At 36.6% G+C, this 20,353-nt stretch carries 18 protein-coding genes and 1 pseudogene; 6 read left to right on the forward strand and 13 right to left on the reverse strand.

Translation table 11 applies throughout. From position 1 onward, the window contains the following. The 3 genes and pseudogenes from ACH2CJ_RS19215 to ACH2CJ_RS19225 all read left to right on the forward strand — a co-directional run. Nucleotides 1-194: pseudogene (locus ACH2CJ_RS19215) on the forward strand (hypothetical protein); the annotation flags it as partial. Nucleotides 195-803: 609 nt separating this feature from the next. Then, complete coding sequence (locus ACH2CJ_RS19220) at nucleotides 804-1,358, forward strand: acyl-CoA thioesterase (RefSeq protein ID WP_394995452.1); 555 nt, start codon at nucleotides 804-806, stop codon at nucleotides 1,356-1,358. A 27-nt stretch (nucleotides 1,359-1,385) separates the two neighbouring features. Beyond that, nucleotides 1,386-1,988, forward strand: a complete 603-nt coding sequence (locus ACH2CJ_RS19225) for a phosphatase PAP2 family protein (RefSeq protein WP_394995453.1) — start codon at nucleotides 1,386-1,388, stop codon at nucleotides 1,986-1,988. A 97-nt stretch (nucleotides 1,989-2,085) separates the two neighbouring features. Here the strand turns inward: ACH2CJ_RS19225 and ACH2CJ_RS19230 are convergent, their stop codons facing one another. From ACH2CJ_RS19230 to ACH2CJ_RS19240, 3 genes are all read right to left on the reverse strand, one after another. Beyond that, on the reverse strand, nucleotides 2,086-2,634 hold the full coding sequence (locus ACH2CJ_RS19230) for a fasciclin domain-containing protein (protein WP_394995455.1): 549 nt from the start codon (nucleotides 2,632-2,634) through the stop codon (nucleotides 2,086-2,088). A 310-nt stretch (nucleotides 2,635-2,944) separates the two neighbouring features. Further along, complete coding sequence (locus ACH2CJ_RS19235) at nucleotides 2,945-4,435, reverse strand: hypothetical protein (protein ID WP_394995457.1); 1,491 nt, start codon at nucleotides 4,433-4,435, stop codon at nucleotides 2,945-2,947. A 14-nt stretch (nucleotides 4,436-4,449) separates the two neighbouring features. Next, nucleotides 4,450-4,764 (reverse strand): LytR/AlgR family response regulator transcription factor, encoded by a 315-nt coding sequence (locus ACH2CJ_RS19240; protein ID WP_394995459.1) that lies wholly within the window; start codon nucleotides 4,762-4,764, stop codon nucleotides 4,450-4,452. A gap of 271 nt (nucleotides 4,765-5,035) precedes the next feature. On the opposite strand from ACH2CJ_RS19240, the gene ACH2CJ_RS19245 reads away from it, so the two are divergent. From ACH2CJ_RS19245 to ACH2CJ_RS19255, 3 genes are all read left to right on the forward strand, one after another. Then, nucleotides 5,036-5,839, forward strand: a complete 804-nt coding sequence (locus ACH2CJ_RS19245; protein ID WP_394995461.1) for a hypothetical protein — start codon at nucleotides 5,036-5,038, stop codon at nucleotides 5,837-5,839. A gap of 647 nt (nucleotides 5,840-6,486) precedes the next feature. Next, the gene (locus ACH2CJ_RS19250; protein ID WP_394995463.1) at nucleotides 6,487-7,257 is read left to right on the forward strand and encodes a sensor histidine kinase; all 771 of its coding nucleotides are present in this window, start codon (nucleotides 6,487-6,489) and stop codon (nucleotides 7,255-7,257) included. Between the two features lie 34 nt (nucleotides 7,258-7,291). Then, a complete protein-coding gene (locus ACH2CJ_RS19255) occupies nucleotides 7,292-7,936 on the forward strand; it encodes a response regulator (protein ID WP_394995465.1) in 645 nt (214 codons plus the stop codon). On the opposite strand, the gene ACH2CJ_RS19260 is transcribed toward ACH2CJ_RS19255, so the two are convergent. The 10 genes from ACH2CJ_RS19260 to ACH2CJ_RS19305 all read right to left on the reverse strand — a co-directional run bounded on the left by ACH2CJ_RS19260 (nucleotide 7,931) and on the right by ACH2CJ_RS19305 (nucleotide 20,202). Next, on the reverse strand, nucleotides 7,931-9,100 hold the full coding sequence (locus ACH2CJ_RS19260; protein WP_394995468.1) for a CaiB/BaiF CoA transferase family protein: 1,170 nt from the start codon (nucleotides 9,098-9,100) through the stop codon (nucleotides 7,931-7,933). The two genes, ACH2CJ_RS19255 and ACH2CJ_RS19260, sit on opposite strands and share 6 nt — an antisense overlap. Nucleotides 9,101-9,201: 101 nt before the next feature. Then, nucleotides 9,202-9,918 carry a thioredoxin domain-containing protein gene (locus ACH2CJ_RS19265; protein ID WP_394995470.1) on the reverse strand — a complete coding sequence of 239 codons (717 nt, stop codon included), beginning with the start codon at nucleotides 9,916-9,918 and terminating at the stop codon, nucleotides 9,202-9,204. Between the two features lie 120 nt (nucleotides 9,919-10,038). Further along, the gene (gene lpdA / locus ACH2CJ_RS19270) at nucleotides 10,039-11,454 is read right to left on the reverse strand and encodes a dihydrolipoyl dehydrogenase (protein WP_394995473.1); all 1,416 of its coding nucleotides are present in this window, start codon (nucleotides 11,452-11,454) and stop codon (nucleotides 10,039-10,041) included. A gap of 77 nt (nucleotides 11,455-11,531) precedes the next feature. Then, nucleotides 11,532-13,064 carry a 2-oxoglutarate dehydrogenase complex dihydrolipoyllysine-residue succinyltransferase gene (gene odhB / locus ACH2CJ_RS19275; RefSeq protein WP_394995476.1) on the reverse strand — a complete coding sequence of 511 codons (1,533 nt, stop codon included), beginning with the start codon at nucleotides 13,062-13,064 and terminating at the stop codon, nucleotides 11,532-11,534. A gap of 366 nt (nucleotides 13,065-13,430) precedes the next feature. Then, nucleotides 13,431-13,664 (reverse strand): DUF433 domain-containing protein, encoded by a 234-nt coding sequence (locus tag ACH2CJ_RS19280; protein ID WP_394995478.1) that lies wholly within the window; start codon nucleotides 13,662-13,664, stop codon nucleotides 13,431-13,433. 20 nt (nucleotides 13,665-13,684) lie between these two features. Next, nucleotides 13,685-13,891 carry a type II toxin-antitoxin system HicA family toxin gene (locus tag ACH2CJ_RS19285; RefSeq protein ID WP_394995481.1) on the reverse strand — a complete coding sequence of 69 codons (207 nt, stop codon included), beginning with the start codon at nucleotides 13,889-13,891 and terminating at the stop codon, nucleotides 13,685-13,687. Then, nucleotides 13,888-14,091 carry a type II toxin-antitoxin system HicB family antitoxin gene (locus ACH2CJ_RS19290; RefSeq protein WP_394995484.1) on the reverse strand — a complete coding sequence of 68 codons (204 nt, stop codon included), beginning with the start codon at nucleotides 14,089-14,091 and terminating at the stop codon, nucleotides 13,888-13,890. Before ACH2CJ_RS19290 ends, ACH2CJ_RS19285 begins: the two co-directional genes overlap by 4 nt. Nucleotides 14,092-14,122: 31 nt before the next feature. Then, a complete protein-coding gene (locus ACH2CJ_RS19295) occupies nucleotides 14,123-16,903 on the reverse strand; it encodes a 2-oxoglutarate dehydrogenase E1 component (RefSeq protein ID WP_394995487.1) in 2,781 nt (926 codons plus the stop codon). 130 nt (nucleotides 16,904-17,033) lie between these two features. Continuing rightward, nucleotides 17,034-17,930 (reverse strand): PorP/SprF family type IX secretion system membrane protein, encoded by an 897-nt coding sequence (locus ACH2CJ_RS19300; RefSeq protein WP_394995489.1) that lies wholly within the window; start codon nucleotides 17,928-17,930, stop codon nucleotides 17,034-17,036. A 76-nt stretch (nucleotides 17,931-18,006) separates the two neighbouring features. After that, nucleotides 18,007-20,202, reverse strand: a complete 2,196-nt coding sequence (locus ACH2CJ_RS19305) for an alpha-galactosidase (protein ID WP_394995492.1) — start codon at nucleotides 20,200-20,202, stop codon at nucleotides 18,007-18,009. Nucleotides 20,203-20,353: the final 151 nt, after the last annotated feature.

Consider the following 20,353-nt stretch of genomic DNA (forward strand, 5'->3'; position numbering starts at 1 on the left):
TTATTACTCATCACCAACATTTGCCAAATGTGCCTTCGGCCGAAGAAATGGCAAAGAATGGTATGGATGTAATGGAAACAAGTGCCAAACTATTGGAGAAATTGGAAGAGCTAACACTCTACATGATTGATGCCAACAAGAAAATTGAGGCGTTGCAAGAGAAGGTAAAGACGCTTGAAAAAGCACAAAAATAAAAAGTACAGAATCAATTACAGAGATTGCAATAATTATTAAAATAATTCAATATCAGTGATTTTAAATATATTGATTTTTATGGGTTAGGGTTTATTTTAAACGCCACTGCACACGATTGCGGTGGCGTTTTTTGTTGTGTATTTTGATTATTTCTGTAGATATTCACGGGTAGGAATCAAAGGAATATCAGTTTTATAGAAAGTGTTGACCGTTTTGATTATTTAGTTTGCTATAATAGCATTGCCGAGTGCTGTTGGCATTCCCCCCAGCAGACGAGAAAAAATTGTCGCTTGGATAGGAGAAATCTATTGATACCCCGTTAAAATTTATCATTGTGAGGTTTTTTAGCGTTTATGTTGCAACTAAAGATGAGTGAAATTTATATAATTATTTCTATATAAAAAACAATGTTTTTTATATAGATTTGCTTTTATTTTTTTTATAAAGTACTTATATTCAATGACTTAGCAAAAATGTACCTTATGAAAATCAGGTGTTTTTACGTAGTATTGATTCCCTAAAAATACCTTCATTATAGCATAAAACCACAAATAAAGAAAAAAATATGTATCATTGCGATTAGTTTTTAAAACCTCTTTCTTAGTATCATGCAAAAATCAAAATCTGTCAACTATTCACGTACCACCATTACCGAGCTGATGATTCCTGCTTACGCCAATTTTGGTGGCAAGATTCACGGAGGCATTTTATTATCGTTGATGGACAAAGTAGCTTATGCTTGTGCATCGAAACACGCAGGGGCGTATGTGGTAACGGTTTCGGTTGATGGCGTAAATTTTTTGCAGCCAATCGAAGTGGGCGAGTTGCTTTCGCTCCATGCGTCGGTAAATTATGTGGGGCGTAGCTCGATGGTTATTGGCATTAGAGTAGTGTCGGAAAACGTAAAAACAGGCGAACAAAAACATACCAATACTTCATATTTTACGATGGTTGCTAAAGACGATGAAGGCAAACCGACGGAAGTTCCGGTATTGATTTTGGAAAACAAGGATGATGTTCGTCGTTTCCTCGAAGCCATCAAACGCAAGCAATTGCGAGAAGCATACAAAGATGATTTCGACAACGAAAAATCAAGTATGCACGTGAATGAAAATATACATCTACTTGATAATGAGCGAGTTATCTACAAGATTTTAGAATAAAAAACCTATAAAATCAACAAACTTTTTATGCTAAAAATAAGCATTACTTTCATTATTTTCTTATTCTTGAGTTTCAATCTCTTAGCTCAAAACGCTGATATTGATTTACTCAAAAATATCAACGTCAATCGCAATCAAAACCTTGATAAACCATTTAAGTTCATCAGTGAAACAGTCTATCCTGTTAGCTTGGCTATGCCAATTGGATTGCTTGGTATAGGTTTAATAAAACATGATAAGATATTACAACAAAAAGGACTTGTAGCTTTGACTTCATTGACGATTTCGATGGGTGCAACCTACGTTTTAAAAAAAATCATCGACCGTCAAAGACCTTCAATAACTTACCTGTTTATTCAACCTGTTATTATAGAAACCAATGGTTCTTTTCCTTCGGGACATACAACCGCCGCTTTTGCGACCGCTACTTCATTTACTTTGGCTTACCCAAAATGGTACGTGGCAGTGCCAGCTTATACGTGGGCAAGTATGGTTGCGTACTCTCGTTTGCATTTGGGCGTACATTATCCAAGCGATATTTTGGGAGGAGCAATCATTGGAGCAGGTTCGGCATGGTTGAGTCATAAGGCAAATAGTTGGTTACAAAAGAAGGAACAAAGAAAAAAATAAAGCATAGTTTTCTGACAATGAATGCTTTAACAAAAAAAATCGAGCTACACGGTTTTGTGCAACTCGACTTTAACGAAGATTCTCAATTCTTCATTTATTATTTAGGCATAATCAATGTATCAATTACATGGATAACACCGTTGCTTTGATTTACATCAGCGATAGTAACTTTCGACGTTCCACCTTTTTCATCTGTCAAAATCACATTTTTACCTTTCATTGAAACTTTCAAAGTACCACCTTGAACAGTTTTCAATGTTGCTGTTCCATTACCAGCTTTAATTTTAGCTGCAAGGTCTTTAGCATTCAATTTTCCTGCAACTACATGGTAAGTAAGAATAGTTGTCAATGTACCTTTATTTTCAGGTTTTACTAAAGTTTCAACTGTTCCTGCAGGCAATTTTGCAAATGCTTTGTTGGTTGGAGCAAAAACTGTAAACGGACCAGCACTTGAGAGTGTTTCTACTAAACCAGCAGCTTTTACAGCGGCTACTAATGTAGTATGGTCTTTAGAGTTTACTGCATTTTCGATAATGTTTTTTGAAGGATACATTGCTGCACCACCTACCATTACTGTTTTTTCCATTTGTGCGAAAGAGCTCATTGATACAAGAGCTGAAACGATCATTACTGCTAATTTTTTCATTGTTAAGTTTGTTGCGGAACGCCGCATCGTTTTGTTTTTTAAAATTATTTGATTTCTTATTTGTTGATTATAATGAAAGCATTCGTTGAATCATTTTGTTTAAGAAACTTTTTTGATTTTGTGATTGCTTATTATGATTCAATTAACGGTAGTGAGTTGAACTTGGATTTATTTTTTATAAAAAAAATCATAACTAATTGATAATCAAATACTTACAAATAAAAAAAGTCTCTCAATGAAATTGAAAGACTTTCTGATAAAACTCAAACCTATTTTTTTCTAATTACAGCAGTCGCCACATTCGTTGTATTTAATTAATTTTTCTCCAATCAGTTCCGTCAGAAATTAAATATAAGGTATTCCCGGGCAAAACATATTGATAAGTAGAAGATGCCCCTGTTTTGAAAACAAGACTCATTTGAAGTGAACCAGTACCATGATTTATGATAAGATACTCTCGTCCAACAATGCCACTTGGCGAAGGTAAGGTTACTAAGTCTCCAGGGCCGGGTCCAGTATAAATGAGTTTGTAATGAGCATTTGAAAGCGTAATGCTTGATGAAAAAAGTACAGTTGAGGCATTGATAGAGCCACTTATTCGGACATTGCCGTTTACCTGTAATTTTCCGTCAGAGTTTGTTGCTAAACTTGATACATTCATATTTATACCTACAATATCGTTTGTAAAATCGCCACCGATAAGCGGAGAAGATGAAGTGGTATTTTCAATATATAATTTGTTACTACCGAGTTCATTATAACCTGCTTGGCTACCAATAGCTACATTATTATTACCCGTAGAATTTTGCCTCAATGCCTCTCCTCCAAGTCCAACATTTCCAGTTCCTGTTGTGTTTGCATTTAGGGCAGAATTCCCTATACCAACATTATAGCTACCCGTAGTATTATAGCGTAATACCATATTACCAAAAGCATTATTAAACATTCCAGTTGTGTTCTGATGGAGTGTGTAGTTTCCGTAAGCCATATTGAGAATCCCAGTGGAATTTGAAGTTAAACTTTCAATTCCAGTTGCAATATTGCCATTTCCAGAGGTATTGGAGGTTAAAGCCCTACTACCTATTGCAATATTGTTACCTCCCGAACTCGAAGATAAAGTTTCGTTTCCTAATGCTATGTTATTACTTCCTGTAAGTGCTGCTGCTAAAGCTTTGAATCCCACCACGATATTATTACTACCTGTAGTATTTAGCAACATTGCTTGATATCCAACGGCGATATTCTGGCTACCTGTTGTATTTGCTGACAAAGCATTGAATCCATTGGCTACATTATAGATACCAGTCGTGTTATCACTTAAAGCCTGATAGCCAATACCTACGTTTCCATCAACTGTATTTACATTGAGGGCTTCTTTACCAATAGCAACATTAAAACTACCAATTGTATTATTTTGTAATGCTCCAAAACCCAACGCTGCATTACTGCCACCTGTTGTGTTGAAATACATAGCTGAAGTACCAATGGCTACATTATTGCCACCCGATGTATTGCTTAAAAGTGAAGCATGACCAACAGCTGTATTGCCGTAGCCTGTAGTATTGGCTCTCATTGAAGACATACCGATGGCAGTATTTATTTGCCCAGCCGTAGCTGGGTTGAGTGCATTACGTCCAAAAGCGGTATTTACTTGGTTATTGACCGTAGAGGGACGATAAAAAGTCGTACCCGATGGCAAAATGGTTACACTCGTTGAGTTATCTTGCACAGTAAAATGCGACTGAGCTAAACTATCAAAGCCTAACAAGCTGATAATGAAGTAAATAAGTATTTTTTTCATAGTAAAAATTTATTTTAAAGATTAATAATTTCAAAAAAAGCTTTTTTCCGTCGGCGTGAAGGTTTAAGCGTTTCACCATTTTGAAAAATGATTTGCTCTTCATGGATTTGCTTAATGCAATCAATATTGATAATGACCGATTTATTTATACGAAAGAATTTTGGATAGCCTTGAAAACGATTTTCTATTTCTTTCAATGTGGTAGCTACGCAAATTTTCTTTCCGTCGGAAAAGAAAATACGGGTATAATTGATGTCGGCTTGTAGGCGTACTACTTCATCGGGATTAATGGTTTTTCGACCGCCGATAAAAATTGATGGTTGGCTCATTGCTTTTGTTTTTAAATTTGACGTTGCAAAGCTCTACCAAAAAATAAGAAGAAAATAGGATTGAAAAACGGGAATAAAAACCGTTTTTAGCGTAGCCAAAAACCGTCATTTAACGGTTTTTACTAAGGAGAAATACGCAGTTATTTGCAGAAAAAACTGCTATTACAAGTGTTTCAAGAAAGATACAATTTTATGCCTCTTGAATCTTGATTTTAACTTTCTACTTTTACGGCAATTCAAAGTTTTTAAAAATTTAAACTCAAATTAAACAATGAAAAAATTGCTGATTCTTACAAATCTAATTTGGCTGTCTTTTTTTGTATTTACAGGTTTTAAACCCATAAAAGAAATTTCATTAATACCACCTTCATCCAATTATCATTTGGTTGATGCTAGCCTCGCCAAAACAATGGCTGATAGTTATCGAAAAAGCTATATTAACATTACTAAAAATATAGGGACAAAAAAAGTAAGTAGCTCTCAAGATTCAAGGTCAATTTGGTTTAGCTTAGATATGCTCAAATCCTTCATTGCTGATATTGAAACCCAAGGAAGTAACTCAGGTGTGATGCCAAGTGGGTTAAGGTTTTATTTTATTCAATACCCCGCCAAAATATTTCCAATAGGCAATAATTATGCTTATTTTGATGGAGTAAATCCTACATTTCAGAATTTACATTCTTTGATGTCGGTTCCTACTTATTTGGATAGAGGATTAAAAGTACATGTAGATTATGACCCAAGAAAAGGAAGTATGCCGATTTCGGATGTTTTTGATAGCTTAATAGCAGCCGAAAAAAGGAACAAAGAAATAAATAAGAGCATATCGAATAGCTTTGACGCATTGAAAGCTAATGTTTTATTGTCTCATAATTTAAAAGTTTCGGGCGATGACAGCGACCCTGCCAATATTGCCAATAAAGGGCAAATGATACCTCCCCCATTTAATACAAGAATAGCCACGGGGACGAATGTACCATGCTCAGGAGCAAATTTGATGATATACTTTGATGGAAACACTAATTGTGGATTCAAACCAGACGTGGGAATAAAAGATTCAGAAAAAAAAGATTAAAAAAAACAGACAATGGAAAGGATTGAGTTTTTAAAGAATTTTGTGGTTTTTTCAGAGTTAATATCTTTTGTAATAGGCATCTATTTTATTAAAAAAAATACTCCTATTCATTGGAAACTCTTTCCATGCTATTTAGGCATAATCGTTTTGGTCGAAATATTAGCTTGGTATTTTAATCATCAAAAATTATATGACTTGAATGTGTATTTATATCGTTTTTTAGACCCTTTTCTGTTTATTTTTCTGTTTGTTTTGTATGATAAAATTTTAAAAATCAATCGGAAGCATTTGATAGTTGCTTTGTTCAGCTTGATGTATATTATTTGCTGGATTCTTGAATATTACATCTTACCAAAAGCAAGATTTGCTTCCATGTCGATGTCATTTAGTGCAGGCAGCTTATTGTTATTAATACTAATTTTGATTTATTTTTATAGGTTAATTTATTCCGAAAAAATCCTGTTTTTCTATCATCAGCAAGCTTTTTGGGTGAGCCTTGGAATCTTGGTTTATTATTTAGGAAGTTTCCCTTTTTATGGACTTTTTAATGTACTTATTCAAAAATATCAATCATTATATTTAATATATCTTCAAAGTGTATTGGTTTTAAGTAGCCTAATGTACTTTTTATTTGCAGCAAGTTTTATATGGGGGAAAGAGAAATAATCATATTCATTGTTATTGCCAATGTGATTCTGCTGGTTTTTATCGGCGGCATTATTGTGTTTATTTTTCAGTATCGAAGAAGAAAAATTTTGTATGAAAGTGAGAAAGAGTTACTTTCAAAAATTCATCAAGAAGAGATTCTCGGCAATCAAATAGAAATTCAGACTCAAACCATGCGAGATATTGGGAGAGAAATTCATGACAATGTAGGGCAAAAACTTACTTTGGCTTCAATTTATTCGCAACAAATCGCTCATGCCAATCAATATCCAGAGTTAAGTCAGAAAATAGAAAATATCAGTAAGTTGCTCAATGAATCATTACAAGACCTTCGCCAATTGTCCAAGTCATTGGTGCAACCACAATTGGCTCAATCTAATTTGCTGGATTTACTAAAAGAAGAAGCTACTCAAATCAATCAAACAGGCGTAAAACTAAAAATTAAAACAGAACTTACCGAAATAAATTTAGATATTAGCTCAAAGAATTCTGTTTTTAGAATATTGCAAGAATTTATGCAAAATAGCTTAAAACACTCAAATTGTAGAAATATTGTCATAAATATCAGTAAAATTGAAGAAAAACTCAAAATTTCCATCGAAGATGATGGCATAGGATTCGACCTCGAAACAAAAAAACAAGGCATCGGTTTATCAAACATGAAACGCCGAGCCAACGAAATCGGTGCTGATTTTGATTTTAAATCTGAAATTGAAAAAGGAACAAAATTGATACTTACAATCATTCACTAAACCAAACTCCCCACCGAAGCAGTGGCTTAAAAAAATGACCTATAAAGTAGTAGTAGTAGATGACCATCTGCTCATTGCCAAGGCTATTAGCTCAATAATTGAAGGTTTTAGTGGTTTTGAGGTGCTTTATGAAGCCGAAAATGGCAAGGTTTTAATTGATAAATTTAAGGTTCGAGTCAATATCCCTGACATTGTTTTGATGGATATTTCGATGCCCATCATGAACGGTTTTGAAACAACACAATGGCTTACCGATAATTATCCAGACATTTTAGTTATGGCTCTTTCGGTGCAAGATGATGATGAATCGCTCATAAAAATGATAAAATCAGGTGCAAAAGGTTATTTGCACAAAAACGTTCATCCCGCCGAGTTAGAAATTGCACTCAAAACACTCATTGACAAGGGGATGTATTTTCCTGCGTGGGCAACGAGCAAAATTTTTATGAGTATTTCAAAAAAAGACGATAAGAAAACCACCAACGAAATAAAACTAAGCGACCGTGAATTGGCATTTTTGAACTTTGTTTGCACCGAACTTACATATAAAGAAATTGCAGACCGAATGTGTTGTAGCCCCCGAACGGTGGAAGGTTATCGAGATGCCCTGTTTGAAAAATTAGGTGTTAAAACTCGTGTTGGCTTGGCTATGTATGTTGTCAAAAATAATATTTCATGACAAAATATCTTCTGTATCTTCTCCTAAATCTGGGGCTGTCCATGAAGGTTTTGCGGGAGTTTCTGAAAATTTCAACGGTACTCCAATACTTTTAAACTTACCTGCAATTTGGTGTTCTTCTTCCAAAATCATTTCTCTCGCTTGCAAATGTGGGTCGTTGTGGAGTTCGTCCAATTCATTAATTGCTGTAATCAAAACATCATTTTTTATTCCAAAACCTACCCAATAAGTCCTTGATTGTGAGGCGATTAGTTCCGAAATTTGACTTTTATATTCACTTGTATTTTCTTTATTTTCAGGAATAATAAAAGCTATCCAATCTGGTTTTCCGACAAGCAAACAAAATTTCTGCCAAAACTTGGGTTCAAGTGTTCCCAAAGCTATAAACTTCTGGTCAGAGGTTTTATAGATTCCATAGTTTGACAAACCACCCGACAAAGCAAAATTTCCTCTTGAATTTTGCCAAGAAAGTAATTTGTTATTAGGGCTGTCCGATGGGTCGGTTGGTTGGTAAATTGTCGCCAGCAACGGCATCACAGCATCGGTCATTGAAACATCAACTTGCTGCCCTTTACCCGTTTGCGAACGAGCATAAATAGCTGATAATGTGGCGATTACGCACATATACGAACCTCCCGCAATGTCGGCAAGCTGCACGCCTGCGACAATTGGCTCATCGGATTTTCCTGTAACGCCCAACACGCCTGCAAGGGCGGTATAATTCAAATCATGCCCCGCCAAATGAGCATAAGGCCCTGTTTGACCATAGCCTGTGATGCTCACATAAATTATTTTATCGTTAATTTTTTTAGCATCTTCATAACTAATGCCAAATTTATCCAAGAATTTTGGGCGAAATTGCTCAACCACAACATCGGCAGTTTTGACTAATTCCATGAAATTTCTTCGCCCCTCTTCACTCGTAAAATCAAGCGAAACACTTAGTTTAGAGCGATTAAAGGCTAAATAATTCATTGAAACACCATTTTTATATGGCGGAAAATTTCGCACATAATCTGGTTGTTTAGGGTTTTCAATCTTAATTACTTCCGCTCCCATATCGGCCATGAGCATAGTTCCGAGCGGGCCTGGCAACAGACGAGTAAGGTCTAAAATTCGTATTCCTTGAAGTGGCCCTTGGGTCGGCTTTCGATTAGGCATCATGATTCTCCTATTTTGGATTAAAGATAAACTCTTTGCGTGGAAAAACAAAAAAGCCATTGAAAGTAGAAACTTTCGATGGCTTTTGAAACATTGATATTTTGTTACTTCATTTTTCTTAATATTTCCCTCATTTCTGCCTCGTCCATTTCGCCAACAGCTCTCCAAACCTGTTTTCCTTTTTTTATAATTACATAAGTTGGTATTTCTTCTACTTTAAAAGTTAAGGCAATATTGTCGCTTTTTTCAGCATCTATTTTCAATAATATAATATCTTTATTCTCGTCAGCGATTTTGTTCAAAATTGGTGTCATTTTTTTGCATGGGCCACACCATTCGGCATAAAAGTCTATCAAAACTAAGTCATTTGTTTTCACAATTTGGTCGAGGTTTTCGATCGTAAAAGCCGCAATCGGTTGAGTTGTGATATTATCAGAGGCATACGGCTTGCTCGAAGACGTCCATTTGGCAAAACCACCAGCCATGTCATAAACTTCTTTAAAGCCTAAATCACGCAAAAAAGTAGCGGCATCAGCACTACGTCTGCCCGAAAAACAATAAACAAACACAGGTCGATTTTTATCTAATTTAACCTTCACCAAATCTTCAAAATTATCGTCATTAAAATTCAAGTTTGCTGATTTTTTCAAATGTCCACGAAGGTATTCTTCTGTCGTTCGGACATCTACTAATTGGGCAACTCCTATTTTTTCTTTCAATTTTATATCAAAATCATTGATTGTAAGTAAGAAAGGGTCTTTATTTTGTGAGAAAGTATTTGAACTGAACAATAAAAGTAAAATGATTAGAAAGCGTTTCATTTGAGTACGAATAAGATATAATTACAACAGTAATCAAGCAATTTTCAAGCCAAAATAAAAAGCCATCTATTGGTTGATAGATGGCTTTTTAACGAATATTTTTTGTTTTTATTCTATATCTTACGAATGAATCGAACGATTAGCGGTTGCTGCTAAAGCGGCTTCTTTCAACGCCTCCATATAAGTTGGGTGAGCATGCGAAATACGGGCAATGTCTTCAGCACTGGCCCTAAATTCCATGGCTGTTACGGCTTCGGCAATCATATCGGCAGCTCTCGCTCCGATAATATGCACGCCTAAAATTTCGTCAGTTGTTGCATCTGCCAACATTTTCACCAAACCATCTGTATCTCCGCTGGCAGTGGCACGTCCAAGAGCTTTGAATGGAAACTGACCTACTTTATAAGCTATGCCTTTTGCCTTTAATTCTTCTTCCGTTTGACCAACCGAAGCCACTTCTGGCCAAGTATAAACCACACCTGGAATCAAATTATAATTAATATGTGGTTTTTGTCCAGCCATTATTTCTGCTACCAAAACACCTTCTTCTTCAGCTTTATGGGCAAGCATTGCTCCTCGAATCACGTCACCAATGGCATAAATACCTTTCACATTGGTTTCTAAAGTATGCTCATCAACAACAACTTTGCCTCGATCGGTTATTATGCCAACTGTTTCTAAATTTAAACCATCAATATAAGCACGGCGACCTATGCAAACTAAGCAATAATCACCTTTTATTTCTACTGGTTTTCCATCTGCACCATCACCAGTCACGGTTACTTCTTCACCAGAGTTTTCGATTTTCGTAACTTTGGTGTTGAAAAAGAATTCAGCACCTAATTTTTTTATCGACTTTTGGAGTTCTTTACCCATCGTTTTATCCATTGTCGGAATCATCGAATCAGCAAATTCTACAAAAGTTACTTTAGCACCCAAACGAGCATAAACCGAACCTAATTCAGCACCAATGACACCCGCCCCAATAACAATTAGGTGTTTTGGAATTTCGGATAAATTTAGAGCCTCTGTACTTGTAATGATTCGCATGGGTGACTTTCCACTTTTATCATAGTTCATAAAAGGCAAAATCATTGGCTTTGAACCTGTAGCAATGATGACTTGCTCGGCAGTAATATTTTCTTCTGCACCATCATTTTTTGTAATTTTGATGGTGTTTTTATCTACAAATGAGCCAAAACCATTATAAACTGTAATTTTATTTTTCTTCATCAAGAAATTTATGCCTGTATTCATTTTCCCGACTACACCATTTTTACGGCCAATCATGGTGGAAAGATTGGCAACTGGAGCGGGAATTTCGATACCATGCTCGGCAAAATGATGGGCTGCATTATAAAAATGCTCCGAAGAATCAAGCAATGCTTTTGATGGAATACAGCCAACGTTAAGGCAAGTTCCACCCAAAACGCTATATTTTTCGATAATGGCAACTTTTTTGCCTAATTGTGCCGAGCGAATCGCCGCCACATATCCACCAGGGCCTGAGCCGATAATTACTACGTCGTATTGCATTTATTTGGTTATCTCTTTGGGAGAAATGAGATTTAAGATTTGAATAAAACATTGATAATACTCTAATTATCAAACAATTACACACCCAATAACATTCTCGTAGGGTCTTCCAATAGTTGTTTTACTCTTACCAAGAAACTTACCGAATCTTTTCCATCAATCGTGCGGTGGTCATAGCTTAAAGCTACATACATAATCGGACGAACAACGATTTCGCCATTGATTACTACTGCACGCTCAACAATATTGTGCATACCCAAAATAGCCGATTGCGGTGCATTGATAATTGGCGTTGAAAGCATCGAACCAAAAATTCCACCATTGGTGATAGTAAAAGTTCCGCCCGTCATTTCTTCAATTGTTAGCTTGTTTTCTCTTGCTTTTCCTGCCAAACGAACTACTTCTGCTTCGATTTGAGCAAAATTCATTTTTTCAGCATTACGAATAACTGGTACAACCAACCCTCGTGGAGCAGAAACTGCAATGGCAATATCCGAATAATCATTAAACACAATTTCATCGCCATCAATGTATGAATTTACTACTGGGAACTCCTGTAAAGCAATCGCACAAGCCTTCGTGAAGAAAGACATAAATCCTAAACCTACGCCGTGTATTTCTTTGAATTTATCTTTGTATTTTCCTCTCAAATCCATGATTGGCTTCATGTCAACTTCATTGAAAGTCGTTAACATTGCTGTTTCTTGCTTCACAGCAACCAAACGTTTGGCGATGGTTTTACGCAATGAAGACATTTTTTCACGGCGAGAAACTCTATTTCCTTGCGGAATTGCTACTTGTGGAGCTGTTGGTTTGGCTGGCTGTGGTGTAGGAGTTGCTGCTGGCTTTTCGGCTTTCATAGCATCGTCTTTGGTAATGCGTCCACCAATGCCAGTTCCTTCTAAAGAGGCTGCATCAATGCCTTTTTCAGCTAAAACTTTAGCTGCTACTGGTGATGGATGTCCTGCAGCATAACTTGAATCAGAAGCTGCTGGTGCTACACTCGGTGTGGTTGTAATGGGTTGTATCGCTACTACACCCACTCCACCAACGGTAATTTTGGCAACAATTCCGCCAACTGGCACTACTTGTCCTGCTTGGGCAACAATTGTCAAAACACCATTTTCTGGTGAAGGCAATTCAAATGTTGCTTTGTCAGATTCTAACTCACATATAACTTCGTCCATTTTAATATTGTCTCCATCTTTTTTGCTCCAAGCGGCAATTGTTACTTCTGTAATTGACTCTCCTACGGCTGGAACGACAACATCAATTACTTTGAGTGCTAATGCAGCAACTGGCTGACTTTCAGCTTTTGGAGTTTCTACAACGGCAGGTGTTTCAACAACAACCGCCTGAGTTTCTGCTGTTTGCCCTACTATTTCAATTTTGCATATCAATGCTCCTATTGGTAGCGTAGTACCTTCAGGGGCTACTATTCTTAGAATTCCGTCGGCTTCGGCGGGTAATTCGAATGTAGCTTTATCTGACTCCAATTCACAGATAACTTCATCCATTTTTACTAAATCACCGTCTTTTTTTGTCCATGAAGCGATGGTTACTTCGCTTACTGATTCGCCCACCGAAGGGACTTTCATTTCTATTGCCATGATGATAGGAACTATATTTTATTATATTTTTCTGCTTCTAATTTTTTGCGTTGTTACTGTTGAAAATTTTCCAAAAAGCTCATTTTGTAAATTCAAGAAAAGGTTCTGAAGACTTTCTATCATTTCATTGGTTTCTGAAAAAACATACCTTATAAAAACTATACTAATATTTATGACTCTATTCTGAAAAACCATTTCTCCAAAATCTTTATCTTATGAAAATAATGATTCTTGGAGGAATTTTCGAAAATTTAACGATATCAATATCAGCTTTTCCTCATTCATTTTCATAAATAGAGTAAATCTCTATCCCCAATTTGCGAAGGCACTGTATAATTTGGTGGTCGATATTTTCGTCTGCAATTATCAAGCCTCCAACGGAATAACCTCCTCATGTGCAATTACTTCCGATGTGTATATCAAACAAGCCAAAATACTATCAGCCTTTAGGTGTAGATAGCTGAGTAAAATATCCTCAATTTTAGCACCTTCTGCCATTTTCTTTAGTATCAACTCTACCGTAATTTTCGTGCCTTTTATAACAGGCTTACCAAGCATTACCTGGCGATTTGAGGTTATGTGGTCTTGATAATGTAACATAATTAGGTAATTTTCATTTCTTACAACTCATTCTCATCTATATTTGCTATCTTCATTAAAGATTTTAATAATCCTATTTTTAATGACTGATTCGCATGAATAGGTACTGAGATTCTTGCCGCACTTCCTTCTTTTGTGTAAATATGATGACTACCGTTTACTCGTGCAAGAATCCAACCTCGTTTTTCAAGAAGTTTTGCAAGATGTTTTCCAGACACACTTTTCATATTGCTAATTCTAAAATTCTATCATTTTTGGCAAGTGAAAAGGGTTCAATATCGACTGAAAGACAGCCCTCAATGGCTTCATGCACATTTTTAATTAACTCTTGATAGGTTTCTCCTTGAGAAATACACCCAAGAATTGCAGGAACTTCTGCCCAATAACCACCTTCTTCGGCTTCATGGATAATTACTTTTAGTTTCATAATTATTTAAAATAAGTTAATTATCAAAAAATTATTTTCCTGCATAAGCTCTTTCAACAATATCGGCTTGCTCTTTGGCGTGTACTTTTGTGAAGCCTGTTGCTGGTGAAGCACTTGACTTACGAGCAACTACATTTCCTAAACCAATTTCAGGAAATTCACGCAGTACGAACGACCAACAACCCATGTTTTCGGGTTCTTCTTGTACCCAAAGGATTTCTGGTTTTTTGTACTTACTTAATTCTGCTTCAACTTGTGTTTTCGGGAATGGGTGTAATTGCTCAACTCTTACAATTGCTACATCTGTACGTCCTTCTTTTTGTTGTTTGTCGAGCAAATCATAATATACTTTTCCGCTACAAAGCAATACTCGTTTTACCTTTTTAGGGTCGGCATATTTATCACCTATTACTTCTTTAAAACGTGTACCTTCTGCAAAATCGCTCATTGTCGAAACTGCCAATGGGTGACGCAACATTGACTTAGGTGACATGTGAATACATGGTTTGCGGAAAGGCAATGCCAACTGACGACGCATCATGTGGAAAATATTGGCAGGTGTTGTACAGATACAAACATACATATTGTACTCAGCAGCCAATTGCAAGAAACGCTCTGGACGAGCATTTGAATGCTCTGGGCCTTGACCTTCGTAACCATGTGGCAACAAAAGTACTAAACCATTCATGGTATTCCATTTCGATTCGGTAGCGGCAATAAATTGGTCAATCAGTGTTTGAGCCCCATTGACAAAATCACCAAATTGAGCTTCCCAAATAACGAGAGCATCAGGGTTTGCCATAGCATAGCCATATTCAAAACCCATTACGCCGTACTCAGAGAGTAACGAATTATAGATTTCAAACTTGCCTTGACCTTCGCCCAAATGAGCTAAGTTATTATAATTTTGGTTAGTATCCGAATCGTGCAGCACTGCGTGGCGGTGAGTAAAAGTACCACGTTGGACGTCTTGACCTGTGAAACGAACAAATTTTCCTTCGTTGAGAATAGAACCATAAGCCATCAATTCTCCGACTGACCAGTTGAACGGTTTATCTTGAGCAAAAATCGCTTTTCTTTCTTCCAAAATCTTTTCGATTTGCTTGAGCGGTTTAAAACCTTGTGGCACATTCGACAAGGCTTTTCCAACTTTTTCGATTACTTTTTTTGAAATACCTGTGGCTGGCGATTGTTCAAAATCTTCAGGAACTGAACGACGCAATTTCGCCCACGCTTCTTCTAATTTTGGTTTTTGATAAGGGAGCTGTTTTTGTTTTACTTTTGCCAATAAATCTTGTAATTCGCCTTCAAAACCTTTTTTCATTTCTTCGGCAAACTTCATATCAGCTTCACCACGAGTCATTAATTCTTGCAAATAAATTTCACGAGTATTGGCATGAGTATCTATTGTTTTGTACATGGTTGGCTGAGTCATACGTGGTTCGTCCGACTCATTATGCCCGTATTTACGGTAACAAACCATGTCCACAAACACATCACGGTTGAATTCTTGGCGAAATTCGGTTGCCAATTTCATGGCATAAACTACTGCTTCGGGGTCATCGCCATTGACGTGAAAAATTGGTGCATCAATGATTTTTGCAATGTCGGAGCAGTAAATTGATGAACGAGCATCACCGAAATCGGTTGTGAAACCAACTTGGTTATTTATCACAAAATGTAAAGTTCCACCTGTGTAATAGGCTGGCAGATTCGACATTTGGGTTACTTCATATACAATACCTTGACCTGCAACGGCAGCATCGCCGTGAATCAGGATTGGTAATACTTTATCATAAATATCATCACGGTCATTTGGCTTAATTGAGGCTTTCTCATAGTGAGCATCGGCTCTCGCACGAGCATAACCAACCACTACTGGATTTACCGCTTCCAAGTGCGAAGGGTTAGCCATTAGCTTCAAACTCACACGTTTGCCTTCTGGCGTTTCGACCTGGCTCGAATACCCCATGTGGTATTTCACGTCGCCATCACTGTACGATTCTAACTCAACATTTTCTTCAAATTCATTAAAAACTTGCTCATAAGGTTTTTGCATGATGTTTGTCAAAACATTCAAACGTCCACGGTGAGCCATTCCAATCACAACTTCTTCAACCCCGAGTTCAGCTCCACGATTGATTGCAATATCGAGTGCAGGAATCGTTGATTCTCCTCCTTCAAGTGAAAAACGCTTTTTTCCTAAAAACTTTGTGTGGATGAAGTTTTCAAAGTTTACCGCTTCATTAAGTTTCTCGAAAATACGCAATTTTTGCTCACGAGAAGGGTCAAAATAAAGATATTCATTCTCAATTTTCTTGCGTAACCAGTTTTTGGCTTTTCTATCTCTTATATATAGGTATTCAAAACCAATTTTACCCAGATATACTTTTTTCAAAGCATCAACAATCTTACGAAGGCTGGCTGCTTCGCCAAAAAGTTCGATTCCTGCTTCAAAAACGGTGTCTAAATCTACTTCCGATAGTTTAAAATCTACCAATTCGAGCATTGGCTGGCGGTCTTTTCTTCCACCAAGCGGATTTGTTTTTGAAAGCAAATGTCCACGAGAACGGTAACCACGAATCAAATGCACAACCTCCATTTCTTTGCGGGTATGCTCTGCACTAATTGATGGGCTAACTGTTCCTACTCCGTTGGTATGACCATTGCCATTGAAAGTTTGATTAAATTCAAACCCTTTAAAAAAGTTCTGCCAACTTTCGTCAACTGAAGCAGGATTTTGTTTGTATTCTTGATAAAGAGCATCCAATGTGGCTACGTCGGCGTTGGCTATGTATGAAAATTGGTCCATTGAACTATATATAAATGTCGAAATGAGTAAAGTTTATAAACGGTCGCAAAGTTACGGTACGTATTCTATAAAGTAACATTTTTTTTGCAAAAATCAAACAAAACGCCCCTCATTTCTGAGAGGCGTTGGTTTAATAAAACTTTAAACGATTAGTGCTTCGGGCATCTTGCCGCCCTTCATAGCGAAAATATAGCTGTAAAATACCATTTTGTTTGAAATTCCCTTGTGTGCCAGTAGTTTGATAATTGGCTGGCTTAGGGTCGTACGAAAGTCCCAAACGAATGGCTTCAGATAGTTGTAGCTCTGCCATCGGCACTACTTTGCCTGTTCGTGTACCACTTATCTCCTGCGAACGATAAGAAACACCCAAACCAAATTTTTGGTTGAACCACGCCTTAGCATTCAAATAAAAATTATTTCCTACACTTTTATTTGTTTCAATTAAAGCACTAAGATTGAGCATGGTGCTTTCATAATTGCCTAAGGAAACGCCGAGTTGGGTATAAAATGGCTTTTTGCTATTATAAAGTCCCTCGCTATTCATAAAAAGTACAGGTTTCGACAAGCCTAAAAAGAATCGATCGGCAGTAATAAGCCCACCCAGCCCTGCAAAAGGATACATTTGCTTTAAACCTAAACCCACTACAATTGTTGGTTGATAAATAAAACCCGCATCAGCTCCAACTCCTACGGTAAATAATTCGCCAATTTTTTTGCGATAAGCATAAGCCATTTTCACGCCCGAATTATTTAAACCAGTAATATTACTATTAAAGGCTTGGAGAGCAAGCCCGCCTCTCCCCTGCTGAATGACTCCATCGGTAGAAAAAAGTTGGTAAATTTGCTGCGGTTTCAGTGAGCCATTAAATTGATTGCCGAGCATGGCATTTAAGCTAAATGTTTCTGTCGCCCCTGCCATAGCTGGATTTAAGGCTAAAAAATTAAAGTGAAACTGGTCTTCCAAAATCGTTTGTGCTTGTGCGATATTTGAAATGGCTAGTAATATTAATAAAAAGTATTTTTTCATGTTGGAAGTTTTTCTCTTGAAACAACAAAAATATAACCAATTTTGAAGCATAACATTATAATCTGATTAAAATAGCTTATTTGGCTTCATTGATTTCAATCACTACACTTGTTCGTCGGCTTGAAACATTTGGGTTGAAGCCAATGGTCATTAAATATTCTCCCGAATAAATCGTGTTCTCATTAATTGGCGTTCTTGCCCCAGTGTAAAGGTTAATCTCTTTGACTTTGTATTTTTTATTGGCATCTAAACCTTTCAATTTTATGTTTTGAAGCAGCGAATTAAGGTCATAACGATTTTCGGTCAAATAATTAAACATCACAGATTGGTCTTTTTTATCATTGACAAATTGAACCGATGCCATCTGATTTTCAAAAGGATTGACCAAACGATACATATCTCCGTGCCAAATTGTTTGTTTCAAATTTGTGTAGTTTTTTAATGCATTTTGACTAAAAAGTAGTTCTTTTTCATCTAATTTGCTGACTACAATATCATAACCCATTTTGCCCATCATGGCAACATCGGTGCGATATTTGATGCCAACCTTGCTCCAATCGGTTATGTGGTTACACTGAGCAATGGCTGGATAATAATATGAATATTCCCATTGCATAAAAACTCTTTCAAGCGGGTCTGTATTGTCCGAAACCCAAAACTCAGTAAAATATTTTAAGGCTTCATAATCTACTCGACCACCGCCACCCGAGCAGAGCATCATCGGCACTTTTGGATATTTGGCACGAATGCGTTCCAAAACTTTGTATAAACCTTTAACATAATCAACGTATAATTGGGTTTGAGGCTTTTTTGTTCGCTCCAAATACATCGAATGGGCATTGTAAGTTACTGCATTACAGTCCCATTTAATGAAAGCAAGCTCAGGGTTTTTGGTAAATAAATCATCTAAAACGCCAAAAACAAAGTCTTGTACTTCAGGATTTGCCAAGTCTAAAGGCAATTGATTTCTAAAATAAGTTTCGGGGCGATTTGGCTCCCGAATTACCCAATCTAAATGTTTTTCGTATAATTCCGACTTCGGATTCACCATTTCTGGTTCTACCCAAATGCCAAATTTTACGCCTGCTTTAGTGGCTTCTTTTACCAAAAAACCGATGCCGTTGGGTAGTTTTTTCTTGTTTTCTTGCCAATCGCCCAGCCCTGATTTATCACCATTTCGAGGATATTTATTGGCAAACCAACCATCATCCAACAAAAACATATCAACACCCAATTCTTTTGCCCCTTTAAAAAGACTCGTTAATTTTGTTTCGTCAAAATCAAAATAAGTTGCTTCCCAGTTATTCAAAAGTGTCAAACGAGAACCTTCCCCATCTAACAAACGGTATTTTCTTGCCCAATTGTGCATATTTTTACTCGCTTCACCTTTTCCATTTTCTGAATAAGTTTGAATAAATGAAGGTGTTTTAAATTCTTCATTGGTAGCCAAAGAATATTCCGATGCAAAAGGATTGATGCCTGCAATCAGGCGAAGATTTTGGTAAGAATCTTTCTCAAAATCAATCTTAAAATTGCCCGACCAAGCCAAAGTTCCTAACAAAACTTTTCCATCATCTTCAGTTGCTTGGCGGTCGAACGAAAGCATAAAAGTTGGCGGTTGAAACAAATTGGCTCTCGTGCCGAGTTTCGAGTCGAGCGTTTTGATTCCCGCCGTGAGTTTGGTGTCTTCGGGCTTCATTTCTTTTGCCCAACCTCCATGATAATGGTGCAAATAATAGTCTTTGGCTACGAAATAAAGATTGGCAGAAGCATATTTTTTGAGCATCAAAATCCCTTTTTCTTGGTGCTTGATTACGCTCCATTGCTCCATTACATTTTCTTTGGCGTAAGTTTTAAAGAACAAAGTTACCTCGACTGGATAAATGGGGTCTTTCAATAAAATGCTTGTTTGACTTACATTTTCATCAATTTTAATTGTTTGATGGCTAATATATTTCAATTCCGATGAAGTATTTCCATCAGCATGTAACACTTCAAAAGCAGGTTCTACCAAACTCCATGAACCACTGGGCGTATAAATAGAATTGTAGATTCCTGCATTATTGTCATTATATTTAAAGGATTGTCCAATGGTGGCATACTCGGCAGATTGGCTAAGTTTTTTGCCGAAATGTATAATTCCTAAACGATTATCTTTGTCAGTTTGCAGTACTAAAGCATTTTGGCTCGTTTCGATCGGAATCGTAGTCATTTGTGCGTTTAGTTCAAATATTCCAAGTAAAAATATGACGAATGAAGTTGTTTTTTTCATTTTGACTGATTGTTAGGGTCAATTTTAAGGTTGAATGCCAAAGATAATGAAAAAATGATTGCGTGAATAATTATCTATTGATAGCAACATCGTTCATAAACTGCCGTTTTAAAATTTAAACTCCATAAATTCGCTCAAATTTAAAATTATT

The organism is Emticicia sp. (assembly GCF_043780375.1).
GTDB lineage: Bacteria > Bacteroidota > Bacteroidia > Cytophagales > Spirosomataceae > Emticicia.